Raw genomic sequence first — 19,882 nt, 5'->3', positions numbered from 1 at the left:
CAATGACCACCACCACCGCATCAGGTCCCGGTAGCTTTCTTTCCGGCAAGCCGCTTCGCGCAATCGCCGCCATCATCCTGCTCGTCAACGGCATGTTTCCAGCGCTCTGGATCCTGTTCACGTCGCTGAAGACGGAAGGCGAGCTGACTGCCAAGCCGATCACCTGGTTTCCGCACGCGCCGACGCTGCAGAACTACATGCAGGCCTTCTCCGACCAGCCGCTTCACCTGTTTCTGTTCAACAGTTTCATGGTGGCGCTCCTGTCGACCGCGCTGACGCTGCTGGTCTCGGTGCTCGCGGCCTACGCCCTTGCACGCCTGAATCTGAAGCATCGCGGGCTCATTCTCGCCGCCATCATCGCTGTCTCGACATTCCCGCTGGTAACGTTGCTCGTCCCTCTGTTCGAAATCATGAGGACACTGAACCTCCTCAACACTTGGACGGCCCTGGTCCTGCCCTACACTGTGCTGAGCCTGCCGGTGTGCACGCTGATGCTGGTTTCGTTTTTCGAGGGAATTCCGCGCGATCTTGAGAGCGCTGCGATGATTGATGGCTGCACGCGGCTTGGCGCGCTCTTCAAGGTCGTGGTGCCGCTGTGCGCACCTGGCGTCTTTACCGCCGGCATCCTCGCGTTCGTCAACGCCTGGGACGAATTCCTTCTCGCCCTCTCGTTCAATTCAAATCCGCAACTTCGCACGCTTCCCGTCGGCATCCAGCTCTATCAGGGCGAGTTTGCGTTCCCGTGGCCGGTGATATCGGCGGCACTCGTGGTCGGCATCGTGCCGGTCGCCGTCCTGATCGTCATCTTCCAGGAGCGTGTGGTGTCCGGTCTGACAGCGGGTGGTATCAAGGGATGACCGGCGTGAAAGCAAAACGTGATCTTGCCGACCTGCGCAGCCAGCGCTGGTTTGCCTCCGACGACATGCGCGGTTTCGCGCATCGCCAGCGCACCCAGCAGATGGGCATGCGCCGCGACGAGTTCCTGGGGCGGCCGGTCATCGGCATCATCAATACCTGGAGCGAAATGAGCCCATGCCACGCCCACCTGCGTGACCGCGCCGAGGCGGTCAAGCGTGGCGTGTGGCAGGCCGGTGGCTACCCGGTCGAGATGCCAGCCCTTTCGGTCGGTGAGGTCATGGTAAAGCCGACCACCATGCTCTATCGCAACTTCCTGGCGATGGAATGCGAGGAACTGCTCAGATCACATCCGATCGACGGTGCTGTCCTGCTTGGCGGCTGCGACAAATCCACGCCGGCGCTTCTGATGGGCGCGATCTCGATGGATATTCCCGTCATCTTCTGTCCAGCCGGCCCGATGTCGAATGGACAATGGCGCGGAACGAAGACCGGCGCCGGTACCCACACGAAGAAATATTGGGACGAGTTGCGGGCTGGAAATATTACTCAGTCGGACTGGGTTGACCTCGAAAGCCGCATGACCCGCTCGGCGGGCACCTGCAACACGATTGGAACGGCTTCGACCATGACCTCGATCGTCGACGCCATGGGGCTAACGCTGCCTGGCGCCTCCTCGATCCCGGCAGTCGATTCTGGACATCCGCGCATGGCATCTGCCTGCGGCGTGCGCATCGTCGAGATGGTCTGGGAGGATTTGAAGCCTTCAAGCATCCTCAATCGCGCAAGCTTCCTGAATGGACTTGTCGCCTATATGGCGCTTGGCGGCTCGACCAATGCCGCCGTCCACCTGATCGCCATGGCCAGGCGCGCCGGCATTTCACTCACGCTCGACGACATGGCGGCCATGGCAGCAAAGGTTCCGGTCGCGGCCAATGTCTTCCCGTCGGGCGAGTTCCTGATGGAGGATTTCTATTTTGCGGGCGGATTGCTGGCCCTCCTGAAGAAGTTCTCACATCGGCTGGATCTTGATTGCCTGACCGTGAACGGACGCACGCTCGGTGACAACATCGCGGACGCCGAATGCTGGAACGACGACGTCATCCGCGGCGAAGACAATCCTGTCGTGCCGCTGTCGCGCGGCAAGACGCTCGAGGTGTTGCGCGGCAACCTCGCTCCGAATGGCGCCGTCATGAAATCATCGGCCGCCAATCCGAAGTTCTTGAAGCATGTCGGCCCGGCAATCGTCTTCGACAATCCTGCCGTCATGAACAAGACCCTCGATGATCCCGATCTCGACATCAACGAGGATACGGTCATCGTCCTTCGCAACGCCGGTCCTGTCGGCGCGCCCGGCATGCCGGAGTGGGGCAATCTGCCGATCCCGAAGAAACTCCTCAAGCAGGGCGTGCGCGACATGGTGCGCATTTGCGACGGGCGGATGAGCGGTACCCATTACGGCACCTGCATTCTTCATGTCTCTCCCGAGGCCGCGATTGGTGGCCCGCTTGCTTTCTTGAAGACCGGTGACCTGGTTGAGCTCGACGTTGCGGCAGGCTCCATCAACATGAGGGTCGACGAGGCGGAACTTAAACGGCGCCGTCGCGAGTGGAAGCCTGCAGCCCCCGTCTACCAGCGCTCCTTTGCCGCTCTCTACCAGCAGCATGTCAGCCAGGCAGATCAAGGGTGCGATTTTGATTTCCTGAGCGGTACGGCTGTCGTGCCGGATCCCGTCATTTTCTAAGGAAACGAGCATGAGCCTCACCAACAATTTCAAGAGCTGGATCAAAGCTGGCGAACGCACCCCGCTTGGGACATGGCTGATGGCCGCAGCCCCGTCGACGGCGGAGGCGCTTGGCTACGTCGGCTTCGACTTCCTCGTGGTCGACATGGAGCATGTGCCAATCGAAGTCTCCGACCTTGCCCAGATTCTAAGAGCCGTAGGCTGCACGCCGGCCGAACCGGTTGTTCGCCTCGCCTGGAACGATCAGGTGCTGGTCAAGCGCGTCCTTGATGCCGGCGCACGCACCGTCATGCTGCCGTTCGTCCAGACCGCCGACGAGGCGAAGGCGGCTGCTTCTTACACGCGCTATCCGCCACTAGGTGTTCGCGGTGTCGCTGCCGTTCACCGCGGCTCGAAGTTCGGCACGATCCCCGACTACCTGAAGCGGGCCAATGACCAGATCTGCACGATCGTTCAGCTCGAAACGCCCGAAGCAATCGAGCGACTGCCGGAGATCGCTGCCGTCGAAGGTATCGATGGCGTCTTCGTCGGCCCCGGCGACCTGTCGGCGGCCATGGGACACATCGGCAACATCGCACACCCCGAGGTTCAGGCGCTGATCGAGAAAGCAGCCAAAGATGCACGTTCCGCCGGCAAGCCGATCGGCATCGTCGGTCCCAATCCCGAGATGGTTCAAAGGTTTATCGGGTATGGCTACAGCTTTGCGGCAATCGCCTCCGACGTTGCCATGATGACCGGCCGCGCCAACGAATGGCTGGGTGTCCTGAACGGTAGTGCTGCCACGCCGGCATTGCCGGCAGCTGCCTATTGAGGTGGCGACGGTGAGCACCGGCTTCACACCCGTTCTCGAGGCGAACACCCTTCTTGGCGAGTGCCCTCTATGGTCATCTGCCGAACAGGTGCTTTACTTCGTCGATATCAAAGCCTGCCGGATCCACCGCTTCGATCCATTGTCGCGGCACCTGACGGCCATGGAACTGCCTGAAGAGGTCGGATGCATCGGGCTTGCAAAGGGTGGCGGGTTCATTGCAGGTCTCCGATCCGGCTTGTGGCTGCTTGACGAAAAGGGCGCGCTCCTGCGCAAGCTCGCCGACAATCCCGAGGACCAGTCGATTAGTCGCTTCAACGACGGCATGGTCGATCCGGCCGGGCGCTTTGTCGCCGGCACCGTCGATGAGACGCGGGAACGGGGGATCGCCAGCCTCTATAGGTTCGATCGCGACGGGCTTGCCGAGCTTGCTTCAGGCCTACTGACATCGAACGGCGTTGCATTCTCGCCGGGTGCAAAGCGGCTCTATCACTCCGACACGCTTCGCTACACGCTTTACACCTTCGATTATGACCCGACACGCGGCTCGGTCAGCAATCGGCAGGTCTTCGCCCGGTTCGGAAGCGATGCAGACAAGGGGCGGCCAGATGGTGGTGCAGTCGACGTGGAGGGCTGCTACTGGACGGCGCTTTTCGAGGGCGGACGCGTCCAGCGCTACGATCAAAACGGCAAGCTGTTGGCGGAATATCCGGTTCCGGCCCTGTGCCCGACCATGGTGACCTTCGGCGGCCCGGATATGAAAACGCTCTATTGCACCAGCGCGCGGGTCGGGCGGTCTGATGCCGAGCTTTCCAGATACCCGTTGTCGGGCGCGTTGTTTTCCATGCGCACCGACGTCGTCGGTCTTCCAAAAAACCTGTTTGATCCCGAAGTGTGAGATCCACTCATGTCGTCGCCTTACGATTCCGTCCGCTACGCCTCGCTCAATGGCCGCAATGTGCTGATCACCGGCGGTGCGTCGGGCATCGGCGAAGAAATGGTGAAAGCCTTTGCCGAGCAGGGCGCGAGAGTGTCGTTCATCGACATCGATGCCGAGACCGGTGCGCGCACGGCCGCAGCGGCTGGGGCAGACTTCCTGAGCTGCGATATAACAGATATCGATCGGCTGCGGAGCGCGATCAGCGCCGTCGAAGACAAGCATGGCGCCATCGACGTGCTGATCAACAACGCCGGCAAGGACGATCGTCACCCGATCGGTGAGGTCGAGCCCGACTACTGGCGTCATGCGCTGGCGCTCAATCTTGATCATCAATTCTTTGCAACCCAGGCAGCAAGCCGCCGCATGGCCAAACAGGCTCGCGGCTCGGTGATCATGCTGGGGTCGATTTCATGGATGCGCGGCCGCCCGGGGATGGTCGGCTATACGACGGCGAAGGCGGCCATCAACGGCATGACCAGGACATTGGCGCGCGAACTTGGGCCATCCGGAATTCGCGTCAACTGCATCGTGCCTGGTGCGATCGTCACCGAGCGGCAGCTGAAGCTCTGGACCTCGCCTGAACAGAACCAACAGTTCATCGATCTGCAGGCGCTGAAATTCCGGCTCGACGCGACCCATGTCGCCCGCATGGCACTCTTCCTTGGTTCCGACGAGAGCGCCGGCTGCACGGGCGCGAACTTCGTCGTCGACGCTGGCCTCACACAAAACTGAGCATGACGGACATGATACTCGAAACAACACCCAACGGTTTCACCATTTCGCTGAACGGCCACGCAATCCTGCGCCACAGTGCATCGACGCCGGCAATCTATGTCGGCCATGGCGATGAGCGCATGGACATGTATCGCGGCAACTTCGAGATCGAAGATTACGTGATCGAACGCAGTGCACTCCGCTACGCCGTGGTCGACGGTAATACGGTCACACTGTGCGAGCGCGAAGGCCAGCCCGCCCGCCTGGTGCTCAGGCTGACGGACAATGCACTGGAGCTATCGGCGGAGGATCCTTCGATCAACCGCTTCTGGATGCGCGTCGTTGCCGATCATGACGAGCATGTCTGGGGCGGTGGCGAGCAGATGTCCTATTTCGACATGCGCGGGCGCCGCTTCCCGCTCTGGACATCCGAACCGGGTGTCGGTCGCGACAAGATGAGCGAAATCACCTTCAAGTCGAACGTCGAGGGCAAGGCAGGTGGAGACTATTACAACACCAACTACCCGCAGCCGACCTTCATCTCCTCCAACCGATATGCGCTTCACGTCGAGACGAGCGCCTATTCGGTGTTCGACTTCCGGCGCAAGACATTTCATGAGATCGAGGCTTGGGCGGTGCCCGAGCGCATCGAGCTATACGCAGCAGCGACCTTCGTCGAACTCGTGGAAATTCTCTCCGCACGCTTTGGCAGGCAGCCGCAGCTACCGGAATGGATCTACAACGGTGCGATCATCGGCCTCAAGGACGGGACGAATTCATTTACCCGCCTGGAGAAGATGAAGGAAGCCGGCGTCAAGGTTTCCGGTCTCTGGTGCGAAGACTGGGTTGGCCTTCGTCATACCTCCTTCGGCGCCCGACTGTTCTGGGACTGGCAGGCAAACGAGGAACGTTACCCCAGTCTTCGTCAGCGCATTGCACAGCTCCACGACGAGGGCGTTCGCTTCCTGGGCTACGTCAATCCCTATCTCTGCGTTGACGGGCCGCTGTTTGAGGAAGCCGACCAAGCCGGTTACTTCGCAAAGGACGAATTTGGCCGCACCGCGCTTGTCGACTTCGGCGAATTTGACTGCGGCGTCGTCGACTTCACCAACCCGGAGGCGGCCGACTGGTTTGCCGACGAGGTCATCGGCGGCAAGATGCTGGATTACGGTCTGTCCGGATGGATGGCAGACTTCGGCGAATACCTGCCCATCGACGTCGAGCTGGCCAATGGCATCGACGCGAAGATCATGCACAATCAATGGCCGACGCTCTGGGCCGAGGTGAATGCCAAGGCGGTTGCAAGCCGTGGCAAAACCGGCGAGGCGCTGTTCTTCATGCGTGCCGGCTTTACCGGCGTACAGAAGCACTGCCCGCTTTTGTGGGGCGGTGACCAGTCTGTCGATTTTTCTCGACACGATGGCCTGGTAACCGTCATCTGCGCGGCCCTTTCTGCCGGTCTCCTGGGGAATGCCTATCACCACTCCGACATCGGTGGATATACCAGCCTCTTTGGTAACGTCCGCACTCCCGAGCTGCTGATGCGCTGGGCTGAAATGGCAGCCTTCACGCCCGTCATGCGCAGCCATGAAGGCAACCGTCCTCGCGACAACGTCCAGATCGATCAGGATCCGGCCGTCCTTGCGCACTTCGCCCGCATGACCGGCGTCTATGTCCACATGGCGCCCTACCTGAAATCGCTGTCGCAGGTAGCCTCGGACAAGGGGCTGCCAGTACAGCGGCCGCTGTTCCTGCACTATGAACACGACCGCAAGACCTACGGGATCCAGGACAGCTACCTCTACGGCTCCGACATGCTTGTCGCACCGGTCTGGCAGGCCGCTCAAAACGAGCGCACCGTGTACCTCCCTGAGGGTTCGAACTGGACGCACGCCTGGAGTGGCGAGCAATATCGTGGTGGCAACGAGATCACGGTTGCCTCGCCGCTTGGTGAGCCACCGGTCTTTTATCGCTCGGACTCGCCATTTGCCGACCATTTCGCAGAGCTGCGGGCGCTCTAGGGATGGATCTTCACGGGTTGGCCATTCTGCTGCTCCTTTCAGCGGTCGCTGCTTATCTGCAGACGCTGACCGGATTTGCATTCGGCCTCATCATGATGGGTGGTGTCGGGCTCACCGGCGTTATCGCCGTACCCGACGCCGCCGTCCTCGTCAGCTGTCTCACATTCGTCAATGCCGCGCAGGTTCTTGTGAAAGGCTGGCGCGACATTGCCGCGCGTGAATTCGTGCCGATCATTGTCGCCAGCATTCTCTTGCTTTTTGTCGGCTACTGGCTTCTCGGACTGATGGCGGCTCACTCGATCGATTGGCTGAAGATCGTGCTCGGTCTGGTGATCGTGGTCTCGAGCATACAATTGGCGATGAAACCCCAGCCGCTTGCCCGACTTTCTTCCACCGGATCGTTTGCATTCTTCGGCGCCATTGCGGGATTGATGGGAGGGCTGTTTTCAACAGCCGGACCGCCGCTCGTCTATCACCTCTATCGTCAGCCGTTGCCACAGCCGACGATCCGCGAGACCCTTGTTGCCGTCTTTGCCATCAATGCCGTCATTCGACTTGCCGTCGTCGCCTTGGCCGGAGACATGCCGCAGGCCGGCTTCTGGTGGGGGCTGCTCGCAATACCCGTGGTCATCCTGTTTACCTTCGCTGCAAAGCGTTGGCCGCCGCCGATTTCCAACCTGTCACTTCGCAGGGTGGCCTTCGGCCTGCTTTTCCTGTCGGGCCTGTCGCTCGCCTTACCCGCTCTCTTCAAGATCATCGGAGGTCTGTCATGACTGCATCCACTCTCTCGCTCAAGGATTCGACCCTTCTGACCGACAAGGCATTTGTTGCCGGCGAATGGATTTCCTCGCCAACCGGCAAGACATTCGCAGTGACCGACCCGTTCGATGGCACGGTGATCGCAAAGGTCCCCGACCTCGATCGCGAGACTGTCCAAAAGGCAATCGATGCCGCCGATACTGCGCAAAAATTGTGGGCGCGGAAAACCGCGAAGGAACGCGCTCAGGTCTTGAAGCGCTGGTATGATCTGATCGTCGCAAATGCCGACGACCTGGCTCTCATCCTGACGACGGAACAGGGCAAGCCTCTTTCTGAAGCCAAGGGCGAGGTCGTCTCGAACGCGGCCTATCTCGAATGGTTTGCCGAAGAGGCAAAGCGCATCGACGGCGACATCATCCCGGGTGCCAATCCCGGCCAGCGCATCATGGTTCTGAAGCAACCCGTTGGTGTCTGCGCCGCCATTACGCCATGGAACTTTCCAAACGGCATGATCACCCGCAAGGCCGGGCCTGCGCTTGCAGCTGGCTGCAGCATGATCCTGAAGCCCGCGTCACAGACGCCGCTATCGGCGCTGGCGCTTGCCGTGCTTGCAGAACGCGCCGGCGTGCCAAAAGGTGTCTTCTCCGTCGTCACGGGGGAAGCCAAGCCGATCGGCCTCGAGTTCTGCCATAATCCGAAGATTGCCAAGATCACCTTCACCGGATCGACAGGGGTTGGCCGGTGGTTGATGAAGGAGGCAGCCGACGGCATCAAGCGTCTGTCGCTGGAGCTTGGCGGCAACGCGCCATTCATCGTCTTCGACGATGCCGACATCGACGCCGCGGTGGCTGGCGCCATGATTTCCAAGTTCCGCAACGCGGGACAGACCTGCGTCTGCGCCAACCGCATCTATGTGCAGGAGGGCGTCGTGGAGAGCTTCACGGAGAAGCTGCTCGCCAAGGTGTCCGAGCTGCGGCTTGGCCGCGGGACCGAGGAGGGCGTCAGTCAGGGGCCTCTCATCGACGAGCGCGCCGTGGCCAAGATGGAGGAGCATGTTGCAGACGCGCTCGCCAATGGCGGCAAGCTTCTTGCCGGTGGCAGCAAGAGCGATCTTGGGGGCAACTTCTACCAGCCGACCGTCATCACAGGCGTCACGCAGGCCATGAAGGTTGCCAAGGAAGAGACGTTTGCGCCACTCGCCCCGATCATCTCCTTCAAGGACGAGGAGGATGTCATCGCGATGGCAAACGACAGCGAGTTCGGGCTCGCATCCTACTTCTACGCCCGCGACATGGCGCGCGTGTGGCGCGTTTCCGAAGCCCTTGAGGCCGGCATGGTGGGCGTCAATACCGGCATGATCGCCAACGAAATGGCACCCTTCGGCGGGATCAAGCAGTCTGGCATGGGCCGTGAAGGGTCGAAGTATGGCATCGAGGGTTTCCTCGAGCTGAAGTATGTCTGCGTCGCGGGGATCTGAGATGCCGTTCGACTATGATGTGATCATCATCGGCGGCGGCATCAATGGCTGCGGCGTCGCACGCGATGCGGCAGGCCGCGGGTACAAGGTATTGCTGGCCGAGATGAACGACCTTGCCAGCGGCACGTCGTCTGCCTCCACCAAACTTATCCATGGCGGACTGCGCTATCTCGAGCATCACGAGTTCAGGCTGGTTCGCGAAGCGCTCATGGAACGGGAAGTGCTCTGGAGCCTCGCGCCCCACATCATCTGGCCACTGCGCTTCGTCCTTCCTCATCATTCGGCGCTTCGGCCTGCCTGGATGCTGCGCCTTGGACTGTTCATCTATGATCACATTGGCGGGCGCAAGAAGCTGCCGCCCACCAAGGTCCTCGACTTGCAGAAGGACGCTGCGGGCGCACCGCTCAAAGATCAGTTCAGGAAAGGCTTCGAGTACTCGGACGCATCGGTGCAGGATGCGCGCATGGTCGTGCTCAATGCAAGGGATGCGGCCGAACGAGGTGCGGAGATACTCACGCGCACCGAGGTCACAGAGGTGACGCGCAAGGCGCAAGGATTTGCCGTTTCCCTGGTCAACTGCATCACGAAGTCGAGCCGCTCGGTCACGGCGCGCCTCGTCGTCAACGCGGCTGGTCCCTGGGTCGACCGCGTCCTGTCAATGGCCGCGCAAGGAAAAGGAGCGCGCAATGTTCGCCTTGTTCAAGGCAGTCATATCGTCGTTCGCAAACTCTTTGCACATGACAAGGCGTATATATTCCAGAACGACGACAAGCGGATCATCTTCGCCATTCCCTACGAGGATGACTTTACCTTGATCGGCACGACGGATCGCGACCATATTTGCGCCCCCGAAACCGTCAAGATCAGCGCCGAGGAAACCGAGTACCTTTGTGCGTCGGCTGGTGCCTACTTCAAGCAGCAGATCGTTCCCACGGATGTCGTCTGGTCCTATTCGGGAATACGCCCGCTCTTCGAACAGGGCGCGTCAAGCGCTCAGGAAGCGACACGCGACTACGTCCTGAAGGTCGATGGCGACAAGGCACGTGGGGCGATGATCAACGTGTTTGGCGGCAAGATCACCACGTACCGTCGCCTGGCGGAGTCCGTGCTGTCCGAGATCGAGCAGCTTCTCGGCGCCCGCAAGCCGAGCTGGACGGCAACCGCACCTCTGCCCGGAGGCGACTTTCCCGTCGATGGGTTCGATGCACTCGTTGCCAGGCTCGTCCGTCATGCTCCGGGCGTGGAGAAGGCGACGCTCCGTCGTCTTGCCCGCCTCTATGGAACGTCGGCCTTTGACATCCTCGGTGCCCGGGGTGAACTCGGCAGGATCATAGCCGGGGATCTCGGCGTCAATGAAATTGACCACCTCGTCAGGCGAGAATGGGCCGTCTCCACCGATGACATTCTTTGGCGGCGCACCAAGCTCGGCCTCCGGTTTGGCACAGATGACGTCAAGGCACTGGAGGCATTTCTCCAACAGTCTGCAAGCCAGGCAGCAGCCGGCTGAACCTGACGATTGAGGGCACAATGAGCGATTACATCCTTGCAATTGACCAGGGCACAACGTCGACACGATCCATCGTCTTCGACAAGAGCTACAGTGCAAAAGGGTTCGGCCAACAGGAATTTGCGCAACACTTTCCCCGTTCGGGTTGGGTCGAGCACGATCCTGAGGGCCTCTGGCGTACGACTGTCGAGACGGCCCGCTATGCGATCGCAGCTGCCTCCGTAGGAGCGCAGGAGATTGCCGCGATCGGTATCACCAATCAGCGGGAGACAACGATCCTGTGGGATCGTCGCACCGGCAAGGCAATATACAACGCCCTTGTCTGGCAGGATCGTCGTACGGCCGATGCATGCGCCCGCCTTCGGGCTGAAGGAGCAAGTGACCTCATCGCCTCACGTACAGGCTTGCTGATTGATGCCTATTTCTCGGCAAGCAAGATCGCCTGGATTCTCGACCACGTCAGCGGCGCGCGAGAGGCAGCTGATGCAGGTCACCTGGCATTCGGGACCGTCGACAGCTGGCTGGTCTACCGGCTGACCGGCGGTCAGCGACATGTAACCGATATCACCAACGCCGCTCGGACAATGCTGTGCGACATTGGCTCGGGTCAGTGGGACGATGAGCTGCTGCGTTGCTTCAACATTCCTCGCTCCATTCTTCCGGAAATCCTTGATAACATAGATGATTTCGGGGTGGCGCAACGCGACATCCTCGGAGCCACGGTCCCCATACGGGGGATGGCAGGCGATCAGCACGCTTCCCTCGTCGGCCAGGCGTGCTTCAAGCCGGGCAGGATGAAGGCGACCTATGGCACGGGATGTTTTGCGTTGCTCAATACCGGCAGCGATCGAGTTGTCTCAAAGAACCGTCTTCTGACGACTGTAGGCTACAAGATCGGACGGCAGATGACCTATGCACTGGAAGGCTCCATCTTCATTGCGGGGGCTGCGGTTCAGTGGTTGCGGGATGGTCTCGGCATTATCGGCAGCGCCGATCAGACCGCCGACCTTGCCCAGCAGGCAGACCTTGAGCAGCAGCTCTATCTTGTTCCAGCATTTACTGGCCTCGGCGCCCCCTGGTGGGATCCGAGCGCCCGGGCCTCGCTCTTCGGCATGACCAGGAATTCAGGTCCGGCGGAGCTTGCACGTGCGGCCCTGGATTCGATCTGTCTCCAGACGCATGATTTGATGCAGGCAATGCGGAGCGATTGGCCGGATGCCTCCATATCGCTGCTTCGCGTCGATGGCGGTGTGTCGAAGAACGCCTGGGCAATGCAGCGCCTTTCAGACATCGTCGGTCTTACTGTCCAGCGATCAAGTTCAAGCGAAGTGACAGCACTCGGAGCTGCATGGCTGGCTGGTCATGGCGCCGGGTGCTGGCCAGGCCCGGAGCAGTTCGCCGCCGAACGGGAAATCGGACAAGGCTTTCATCCATCCGTGGACGCTGACCAGAATTTCCAGTTGGTTCGAGGGTGGAAGGCAGCAGTGCGGGCAACCATCCAGTTCGCTTCTCAAGTCGCTTAGCGAGCCTTTGAGGATTAACCGGCGCGCGCCGCTAGCCGAAATGCCGCCAGGCAAATGAAAAAATCGGGGTTGGTGTGATCGGAGGGCCGCGTCGCGGGGCTCCGGGTGCGTGCGGCGCGCTTCAGGGTGAGGATCCGCCCGTGATCGTGGCGGCATCCTCCAACAATCAAGCGGTGACGAACATTATTGACGCCTTCGAAAAGGACTTCGACCGGGGAGTAGGCCCGTTTGCGGGGCGGTGGTTGCCTGAGGTGGAAAGCTTCGGGATGTTCCTCGCGTCGAACTCCCGACGTCTTGAAGCAGCCCGTCGCTACCAGACCGAAGAGTTTCAGGTCGAGCGCGAGACAGTGGCCCTATGTCGAGCGCGCCAAGAAAGCCTATCTTCAGGCGGCGGCGGCCGCATTTCCCGAATTCGACAACCCCGGCGTGGGATCCGTGGTGGCGGCGCTGCAGAAGCGGATGGCGGGTGAGGTAGACAAGCTGGCGTAGATCGACCGCGCCAACAGCGCATATCGCGCGGCGCGCTCTGCTCTCGAAACAAGCCTGGGCGCCGATCCGGACGCCACTGAGGCCTGCGTGTCGAAGAGGCTGCGAAACGAACGGCTGCCGTCGAAAAGCTCCGTGCGGCGAGGGCTGCCCTGGACCAACATCTGGCGTCGGAATCCTCGCTGACCACGGTCGTCGACTTCCTGACCTCTGTCAAAGAGAAGCGCGCCGCGCGAGCTAGGCTTGCCATCGGCGATCTGTTGCCGGGGTTGGAGACAGCCAGGCGGGTTTCGGAGATCGAGGACAGAATTCGAGGCGAGCTTCGGGCCGCGGAGAAGGCGTTGCAATTCGCGGAGCAGTCACTCACAACGGCTAGAGCCTTGCGTCTTACGTTCCACGAGGCGGAAAGGAACTGGGGCAGCGCGCGAGAGGTCCTAGGCGGCGCTGATGACGTTGCAGAACTGGAACGTCAGGCAGACCTGTATGTTCGGTTTCCCCTCTTCCTTCTGGCAACGCACTACTGGGAAGGTCGCTGGCTTCTGGCAATGGAGGCGGACCTCGTAGGCATCGTTGCCTCGAAAGGCAAGAACGGAAAGGCGACAATCATCCCCCGCTGGCTCCGCCGGATGATGCTGACCCCCTGTGCCGTGGCAACATTTGCCAGCTTACCAGGCAAGATGACCTATACTCGCCGCGACGGTGGCAAATGGGCGACCGAGTATCTCTTTAATTTCATAGACCTTTTGATCGTCGACGAAGCAGGTCAGGTCTTGCCAGAAGTTGCCGGGGCGTCTTTCTCTTTGGCGAAGCGCGCCCTGGTGATTGGTGACACCCAACAGATCGAACCGATTTCATCGGTTCCCCGGCCCGTGGATGTGAGCAATCTTCGACACAGTGGCCTTCTCCCGAATGACGCCGGCATTGACACTCTGGTCGACCGCAGGATCTGCTCGTCCAATGGCAGCGCCATGCGCCTTGCACAACAAGCCTGCCGAGTGTCGCCTTATCCTGATCTCGAGAAGGGTCTCTATCTGTTCGAGCAAGGCGGTGTTACGACGAAATCATCAGCTTCAGCAATGCTTTGTGCTACAAGGGGAAGCTACGACCATTGCGGGGAAGGGCGCCAGCAGACGCTGGTCTCCCGGCGCTCGGATATCTGCATATAGATGGCCGCGCACTTACCTCGTGGAGCAGTCGCTGCAATCCGCTCGAGGCGCAAACTATTGCTGCCTGGCTTGATGCCAATCGGGCTGGACTGGAGGCGCGCTATGGCCGGTCTTTGGAAAAGATTGTCGCCATCGTGACCCCGTTTGGCCGACAGGTTCGCGAAATTCGGGAAGCCTGTGCCGGTCGAAGGATCGCTGTCGAAGGGCGCGAAGGCATGACCATCGGAACAGTGCACGCGCTGCAAGGCGCCGAACGACCTGTGGTGATCTTCTCGCCCGTCTACTCGAAACACGCAGACGGCGGTTTCATCGACGCGTCGCCCAGCATGCTGAACGTGATGGTCTCACGGGCAAAGGATAGTTGCCTTGTGTTTGGCGATATGGATGCTATGGCGGCCGCAAAAGCCGGGTCACCAAGGGCAATCCTCGCCGACTTCCTGTTCGCGTCAGAGAAGAATGCACTTGAGTTTGCGGTCGAGCCTCGCGACGACCTGAAGCAGGGGGACAGTCAGATTCAGATGCTGCGGGGCACGATGCTTTCCTTCTGGATGCGCTGTCCGGCGGTGGTCGCCGCTTCACCATCGTCAGCCCTTGGGTGATTGCATCCACAATGGAACGCGTTGGGCTTCTGGTCGCCTTCGAAGCCGCAGTCCAGCGAGGCGCCGTGATCGATGTGTTTGTTGATCCATTGCTCAATTCGGGCCAAGCTGCCGATGGTCTGACTCAGATGGAAGCGGTCGAGAAGGCTTTCTCAAAAATCGGGGTTCGGCTGCACAAGCTTCCGAATCTGCACAGCAAGATAGTGGCGATCGACTCGGACCTTCTTTGCATTGGCTCTTACAACTGGCTCAGCGCCGATCGACACGGCCAATACGCACGCCACGAGACGTCGTTCGTTTATCGAGGGCGACATCTGGAGGAAGAAATCAGCACTATCGTTGGCAGCCTGCGGCGCAGAGTGGCATAGTGGCTAAAGGCTCGGCGGACACGCCGTAACTCCAGATATCGGCTAGTCAATTGCCTGAATAGGCGACGGCAGTCGGCAAATGCAGCTCGAATGAGGAGGTAGGGCGGTATTTCCTTGGTTCGGAGCTGCACGATATGGGTATGGTGCAAATGCGAACGTAACCACTCGGTCGACGTGCCACCTTGGGGGAGAGAATCATGACGGCCTACGACGAACTTCGCAAAGCGCCTTTCAACCTCGATGAGCCTGCGATCCTCTGGGTTCGTGACGTTTATGCCTCGCTCGACGTCGACGATAAGATAGGACAACTCTTCATCTTGATCATGATCGGGACCGATGAGGAGGAGTTCAAACGCATTGGGACGCTAAAACCTGGCGGCGTAACCCGCTTCTTTACGCCCGATCTTGACTTCGAGCGGCGGGTCATTTCCGACCTCGTGTCAAGGAGCAAAGTTCCCCCTATCATCAGCGCCGACCTCGAAGGCAGCCGACATTCATTTGCATTCGGCACCCCGGTGCTCGGCCAACTTGGGCTTGCGGCTGTTGACGATGTCGAGGCAACAGAGAGAAGTTCGGAAATCCTGGCACGCGAAGGGCGCGCAATGGGTGTTCGTTGGTCGTTCACGCCCGTTATTGACATTAATGCCGCCTTCCGATCACCGATCGTCGGTACCCGTTCTTATGGCTCCGATGTCGACAAGATCGAGCGTCATGCGGTTGCCCATGTTCGTAGTCTCCAACGAAATGGTGTGGCTGCCACCGCGAAACATTGGCCTGGCGAGGGATACGACGACCGCGATCAGCACCTTGTTACCACGACAAATCCGCTTTCGGTGGAGGCGTGGAAGAAAACCTTCGGTCGCCTCTACAAAACCCTGATCAACGAAGGCGTGCTGGCTGTAATGAGCGGGCATATCTCGTTTCCGGCCTATGTCCGGTCGAAAGTGCCGGATGCCGATCTTGAAGCCTTCCGACCGGCCTCGGTTTCCAGGTTGTTGAACGTTGACCTCCTGCGGAACGAACTCGGCTTCAATGGCATCATCGTCTCCGACGCGACACCCATGGGAGGTCTTTCAGCTTGGGGCCACCATATAGAGACAATGCCCGACATCATTGCCAATGGCTGTGATATGATCCTCTTCAGCGATGCGCCTGAGAAGGATATGGCTGCGGTCAAGGCTGCCGTTGAAGACGGCCGAATTACCTCTGAGCGGCTCGAGGCAGCCGTACTGCGCGTGCTGGCGCTCAAGGCGCACCTCAAGCTTTTTCAGTCGTCGGATGTTCTACCTGAGGCCACCGAAGCGCGCCGCGTGCTCGCGCATTCGGACAACGTGGCCGCATCGAGGGAGTTCATCGGACGATCGCCGACGCTTGTGAAGGACGTCCAAGGCATCTTTCCGCTCGACCCGGCCAAGACGAAGCGCGTGTTGCTGGTCGACGGAGGTATCATCCATCCGCTTATCCCTCAGCCTCTGAAATTTGTGCTTCCCGAGCTTTTGGAGAAGGAGGGTTTCGAAGTCACGATTGACCGACCCGACATTGTGCCATCACCTGATGATTTCGATCTCGTGGTCTATGCGCTGGGCGATGAGTCGCTGCTCGTTCGGGGCAGGATATTTGTCGACTGGCATCGCATGGGGGGTGGGGGTCTCTTCAAGGCGATGTATCGGCCTTGGACGAATATTCCGTCAATAATGATCTCCTTCGGGCATCCATATCATCTCTACGATGCGCCACGGGTACCGGCCTACATCAACGCATATTCCACAATGGACAGCGTCCAGGAAGCCGTCGTTGACTGCATGCTTGGTCGCAAGCCCTTCGTGGGCGTGAACCCTGTGGATCCATTCTGCGGCCTTGAGGACGCGCACTTTTGAGCCTGCGCCGGACGCTCAATAAACACATGCTATCGGCACAACGATTGCAGTGGCAGGGATCGCGTTCCGATCAAAGTGCTCTTGTGGCGGCGACTTCCGGATCGGGCGTGGTATTGCCTGGAATAGAGAAGATCCGACCGCTGGCTGTGACGATATCGTCGACATCGCACGGTCGCTGGCCAGGGCAGGGCGGTAAGGAGCGAAGTTTCCGCAAGAAACCGCTCGCGCAAATGAGACATGCCGGATAGCTTAAAGCGGCCCGCAAGTCGCGGTTCTGCATGACATCACACCTGAATAAAGTGTTGAAATCACCGATGATCATTGAGATCGGCGGCCTGGTCCAGCGCTCGGATTTCTGAGCTCGCACGCCACCTTACTATACCGCCAAGGTATGAAAACAAACCAAATCGGTGTTGGACGCAGATTGGATGGCCGGACAAACTGTCCCCATGAAAACGTCATCGACCCATCTCGCACTGTCCGCCAGCCTTCACCCTCTTGTCGAGCGGGTTGAAACAATACTGGTCGATTTGCCGACCATACGGCCGCACAAGCTATCAGTGACCACCCTGAACGGCCAGACGCTGATGCTGGTCAAAGTTCACTGCAGCGACGGCGTCGTCGGTATAGGTGAAGGAACGACGATCGGAGGTCTCGCCTACGGGGGCGAGAGCCCCGAAGGTATGAAGCTGGCGATCGATACCTATTTTGCTCCGGTGATGGTCGGACAGGACGCAACTCGCATCCGCGCTCTGATGACCCGCGTCGGCAAGATGGTGAAGGATAATCGCTTCGCCAAGAATGCCATCGAGACGGCGCTGCTCGATGCGCATGGAAAGCGTATCGGCCAGCCGGTGAGTGAACTCCTGGGCGGCCGGCTGCGGGACCGTCTGCCGGTCGCGTGGACGCTCGCATCCGGCGACACCGCGCGGGACATTGCCGAAGCCGAAAAGATGCTTGATCTCAAGCGCCACAAGATCTTCAAGCTCAAGATAGGCGCAAAGAGCCTCTCCGCCGATATTGCTCATGTATCTGCTATCAAGCGCGCCCTTGGTGACCGCGGGGCGGTCCGTGTCGACGTCAACATGGCGTGGAGTGAAACGGAAGCAGTCTACGCCATGGCCGCATTGGCCGCCGCAGGATGCGAACTGGTCGAACAGCCGGTGGCATCGTCGCAGGCGCTGTCGCGCTTAATGCATCGCTTCCAGGTGGCTTTGATGGCCGATGAATCCTTGAAAGGTCCCGAATCCGCATTTGAGTTGGCGAAAATCCACGGCGCGGATGTATTCGCGGTGAAGATTGCGCAGAGCGGCGGGCTCTTCAACGCACAGAGAGTTGCGTCGATCGCCGATGCTGCCGGCATCGAACTCTATGGTGGAACGATGCTCGAGGGTGCCTTCGGCACCATCGCATCGGCACATGCCTTTTCTACGTTCGAGAAGCTGCAATGGGGAACCGAGCTCTTCGGTCCGTTGCTCCTGACGGAGGAGATCCTGATCCGCCCCCTTGATTACAGCGACTTTGAGCTGACGGTTCCGGATGGACCGGGATTGGGCATCGAGCTTGACGAGGAGCGTGTAGCGTTCTTTGCCCGTGACGGGCTTCGCAAGACAATCAGCATCGTGGGCTGAGTGGAGGTATCCAATGCTTTTTCACGTCCGTATGCACGTAAACCTCCCCCATGATCTTCCCGCTACCGAGGCCGAAGCGATCATAGCCAGAGAGAAGGCTTACTCGCAGGAACTGCAGCGCATTGGAAAATGGCGGCATATCTGGCGCATCGCCGGCGAATACGCGAACTACAGCGTCTTCGACGTAAAAGACAACGCAGAGCTTCACGAGGTCCTGTCGGGGCTTCCGCTCTTCAAGTTCATGAAGATCGAAGTCTCGCCGCTCCTTCGACATCCATCATCCATACGCGAAGACGATAGCTGATCGCTTCGCTGGCGGCGTCTCAGGAGGAGACGGCGCTCAAAGTTCACATCACCCAAGTGGAGGAAAAGACATGAGTGTAAAGATCTTCGACAAGCCGGAAGTCCAGGACTTCCTGACCAAGGTTGCCGGTCTCGACAAGCCGGACGGCAATCCACGGGTCAAGCAGATCGTTCACCGATTGCTGTCCGACATCTACAAGGCGATCGACGACCTCGACATCACGCCGGACGAATACTGGACAGGGATTGCCTGGCTGAACGAGATCGGTGCGGCCGGACAGGCAGGCCTGATTTCGCCCGGCCTCGGCATCGATCATTTTTTGGATGAGCGGCTCGACGCGATCGACGAAGCATTGGGGATCAAGAACGAGACCCCTCGCACCATCGAAGGCCCACTCTACGTCGCCGGCGCTCCTGTCGCACATGGCTTTGCCCGTCTTGACGATGGCACGGACACCAATGGCCATACGCTCATCATGCACGGCACTGTCTACGGCGACGACGGAAAGCCGCTGCCGGATGCCACCGTCGAAGTCTGGCACTGCGATACCCGCGGCTTCTACTCCCACTTCGACCCGACAGGCAAACAGGCGCCCTTCAACATGCGGCGCACGATCGTCACCGACGATAAGGGCTGTTACAAGTTCCAGAGCATCGTTCCGAAGGGATATGGCGTTCCTCCGGGCAGCCCGACCGAGCAGGCGCTCTGCGCTCTTGGTCGCCATGGCCAGCGCCCGGCTCACATCCACTTGTTCATCAGCGGCGACGGTCATCGCAAGCTGACCACCCAGATCAACATCGCCGGCGATCCGCTTGTCAACGACGACTTCGCCTACGCCACCCGAGACGGGCTCGTTCCCGAGATCGTCGAGCATACCGACGAGGTCAGCATCAAGGCCAATAGTCTTTCCGGCCCCTTCGCCGAGATCAAGTTCGATATTCATCTGACCGCGCTGGTGGATGGCGTCGACAACCAGATCAACGAACTGCGCAAGCGCGCCGCGGCCTAAGAGCCACGCGGCGGCCCCGGCCGCCGCTTCCCGTCCCAAAACCGAAATTGTCGCTACGGCGGACCTTGAAGGGCGTCGCAGCGGGAGGAGAAGC

At 60.0% G+C, this 19,882-nt stretch carries 18 protein-coding genes; all 18 read left to right on the top strand.

What is annotated here, in order from left to right; all coding sequences use genetic code 11:
- Positions 1 to 2 precede the first annotated feature (2 nt).
- The 18 genes from AF71_RS13180 (at position 3) to catA (ending at position 19,788) form a co-directional block, all read left to right on the top strand.
- Complete coding sequence (locus tag AF71_RS13180) at positions 3 to 857, top strand: carbohydrate ABC transporter permease (RefSeq protein ID WP_169681659.1); 855 nt, start codon at positions 3 to 5, stop codon at positions 855 to 857.
- A complete protein-coding gene (gene araD / locus AF71_RS13175; protein ID WP_169681656.1) occupies positions 854 to 2,599 on the top strand; it encodes an L-arabinonate dehydratase in 1,746 nt (581 codons plus the stop codon). The genes AF71_RS13180 and araD overlap by 4 nt, the downstream gene beginning before the upstream one ends.
- Before the next feature lie 10 nt (positions 2,600 to 2,609).
- A complete protein-coding gene (locus AF71_RS13170) occupies positions 2,610 to 3,410 on the top strand; it encodes an HpcH/HpaI aldolase/citrate lyase family protein (protein WP_169681655.1) in 801 nt (266 codons plus the stop codon).
- Positions 3,411 to 3,420: 10 nt separating this feature from the next.
- Positions 3,421 to 4,305 (top strand): SMP-30/gluconolactonase/LRE family protein, encoded by an 885-nt coding sequence (locus AF71_RS13165; protein ID WP_169681653.1) that lies wholly within the window; start codon positions 3,421 to 3,423, stop codon positions 4,303 to 4,305.
- 9 nt (positions 4,306 to 4,314) lie between these two features.
- Positions 4,315 to 5,079 (top strand): SDR family oxidoreductase, encoded by a 765-nt coding sequence (locus tag AF71_RS13160; RefSeq protein ID WP_169681651.1) that lies wholly within the window; start codon positions 4,315 to 4,317, stop codon positions 5,077 to 5,079.
- An 11-nt stretch (positions 5,080 to 5,090) separates the two neighbouring features.
- Positions 5,091 to 7,082 (top strand): alpha-glucosidase, encoded by a 1,992-nt coding sequence (locus tag AF71_RS13155; protein WP_169681772.1) that lies wholly within the window; start codon positions 5,091 to 5,093, stop codon positions 7,080 to 7,082.
- A 17-nt stretch (positions 7,083 to 7,099) separates the two neighbouring features.
- A complete protein-coding gene (locus AF71_RS13150; RefSeq protein WP_246733643.1) occupies positions 7,100 to 7,855 on the top strand; it encodes a TSUP family transporter in 756 nt (251 codons plus the stop codon).
- Positions 7,852 to 9,318: an NAD-dependent succinate-semialdehyde dehydrogenase gene (locus AF71_RS13145; protein WP_169681647.1), complete on the top strand. Its 1,467-nt coding sequence runs from the start codon at positions 7,852 to 7,854 to the stop codon at positions 9,316 to 9,318. The genes AF71_RS13150 and AF71_RS13145 overlap by 4 nt, the downstream gene beginning before the upstream one ends.
- Before the next feature lies 1 nt (position 9,319).
- Positions 9,320 to 10,825, top strand: a complete 1,506-nt coding sequence (gene glpD / locus AF71_RS13140; protein WP_169681645.1) for a glycerol-3-phosphate dehydrogenase — start codon at positions 9,320 to 9,322, stop codon at positions 10,823 to 10,825.
- Between the two features lie 20 nt (positions 10,826 to 10,845).
- Positions 10,846 to 12,348 carry a glycerol kinase GlpK gene (gene glpK / locus AF71_RS13135; protein WP_169681643.1) on the top strand — a complete coding sequence of 501 codons (1,503 nt, stop codon included), beginning with the start codon at positions 10,846 to 10,848 and terminating at the stop codon, positions 12,346 to 12,348.
- 140 nt (positions 12,349 to 12,488) lie between these two features.
- Positions 12,489 to 12,818, top strand: a complete 330-nt coding sequence (locus AF71_RS13130) for a hypothetical protein (protein WP_169681642.1) — start codon at positions 12,489 to 12,491, stop codon at positions 12,816 to 12,818.
- Between the two features lie 357 nt (positions 12,819 to 13,175).
- Positions 13,176 to 14,000, top strand: coding sequence for a hypothetical protein (locus tag AF71_RS13125; RefSeq protein WP_169681527.1), 825 nt, complete (start codon positions 13,176 to 13,178; stop codon positions 13,998 to 14,000).
- On the top strand, positions 13,916 to 14,599 hold the full coding sequence (locus AF71_RS13120; RefSeq protein WP_169681641.1) for a C-terminal helicase domain-containing protein: 684 nt from the start codon (positions 13,916 to 13,918) through the stop codon (positions 14,597 to 14,599). The genes AF71_RS13125 and AF71_RS13120 overlap by 85 nt, the downstream gene beginning before the upstream one ends.
- Before the next feature lie 11 nt (positions 14,600 to 14,610).
- Positions 14,611 to 14,967 carry a phospholipase D-like domain-containing protein gene (locus AF71_RS13115; RefSeq protein WP_169681639.1) on the top strand — a complete coding sequence of 119 codons (357 nt, stop codon included), beginning with the start codon at positions 14,611 to 14,613 and terminating at the stop codon, positions 14,965 to 14,967.
- 197 nt (positions 14,968 to 15,164) lie between these two features.
- Positions 15,165 to 16,844, top strand: coding sequence for a glycoside hydrolase family 3 N-terminal domain-containing protein (locus AF71_RS13110; protein WP_169681637.1), 1,680 nt, complete (start codon positions 15,165 to 15,167; stop codon positions 16,842 to 16,844).
- A gap of 449 nt (positions 16,845 to 17,293) precedes the next feature.
- Entirely contained in the window at positions 17,294 to 18,475 is a 1,182-nt protein-coding gene (locus AF71_RS13105) for a muconate/chloromuconate family cycloisomerase (RefSeq protein WP_169681635.1), read from the top strand.
- Positions 18,476 to 18,488: 13 nt separating this feature from the next.
- On the top strand, positions 18,489 to 18,779 hold the full coding sequence (catC, locus tag AF71_RS13100; RefSeq protein ID WP_169681633.1) for a muconolactone Delta-isomerase: 291 nt from the start codon (positions 18,489 to 18,491) through the stop codon (positions 18,777 to 18,779).
- A 70-nt stretch (positions 18,780 to 18,849) separates the two neighbouring features.
- Positions 18,850 to 19,788 (top strand): catechol 1,2-dioxygenase, encoded by a 939-nt coding sequence (gene catA, locus AF71_RS13095; RefSeq protein ID WP_169681631.1) that lies wholly within the window; start codon positions 18,850 to 18,852, stop codon positions 19,786 to 19,788.
- Positions 19,789 to 19,882: the final 94 nt, after the last annotated feature.

The organism is Rhizobium sp. 57MFTsu3.2 (genome assembly GCF_012932765.1).
Taxonomy (GTDB): domain Bacteria; phylum Pseudomonadota; class Alphaproteobacteria; order Rhizobiales; family Rhizobiaceae; genus Rhizobium; species Rhizobium altiplani.
Note: the sequence above shows the minus strand (reverse complement) of the source record. Positions and strands in the feature narration are given on the sequence as shown.

What these genes read in the sequence shown, in the direction of transcription:
- AF71_RS13180 (WP_169681659.1), top strand. Translation starts at nt 3, where the DNA reads ATGACCACCACCACCGCATCAGGTCCCGGTAGCTTTCTTTCCGGCAAG.
- araD (WP_169681656.1), top strand. Translation starts at nt 854, where the DNA reads ATGACCGGCGTGAAAGCAAAACGTGATCTTGCCGACCTGCGCAGCCAG.
- AF71_RS13170 (WP_169681655.1), top strand. Translation starts at nt 2,610, where the DNA reads ATGAGCCTCACCAACAATTTCAAGAGCTGGATCAAAGCTGGCGAACGC.
- AF71_RS13160 (WP_169681651.1), top strand. Translation starts at nt 4,315, where the DNA reads ATGTCGTCGCCTTACGATTCCGTCCGCTACGCCTCGCTCAATGGCCGC.
- AF71_RS13155 (WP_169681772.1), top strand. Translation starts at nt 5,091, where the DNA reads ATGATACTCGAAACAACACCCAACGGTTTCACCATTTCGCTGAACGGC.
- AF71_RS13145 (WP_169681647.1), top strand. Translation starts at nt 7,852, where the DNA reads ATGACTGCATCCACTCTCTCGCTCAAGGATTCGACCCTTCTGACCGAC.
- glpD (WP_169681645.1), top strand. Translation starts at nt 9,320, where the DNA reads ATGCCGTTCGACTATGATGTGATCATCATCGGCGGCGGCATCAATGGC.
- glpK (WP_169681643.1), top strand. Translation starts at nt 10,846, where the DNA reads ATGAGCGATTACATCCTTGCAATTGACCAGGGCACAACGTCGACACGA.
- AF71_RS13115 (WP_169681639.1), top strand. Translation starts at nt 14,611, where the DNA reads ATGGAACGCGTTGGGCTTCTGGTCGCCTTCGAAGCCGCAGTCCAGCGA.
- AF71_RS13110 (WP_169681637.1), top strand. Translation starts at nt 15,165, where the DNA reads ATGACGGCCTACGACGAACTTCGCAAAGCGCCTTTCAACCTCGATGAG.
- AF71_RS13105 (WP_169681635.1), top strand. Translation starts at nt 17,294, where the DNA reads ATGAAAACGTCATCGACCCATCTCGCACTGTCCGCCAGCCTTCACCCT.
- catC (WP_169681633.1), top strand. Translation starts at nt 18,489, where the DNA reads ATGCTTTTTCACGTCCGTATGCACGTAAACCTCCCCCATGATCTTCCC.
- catA (WP_169681631.1), top strand. Translation starts at nt 18,850, where the DNA reads ATGAGTGTAAAGATCTTCGACAAGCCGGAAGTCCAGGACTTCCTGACC.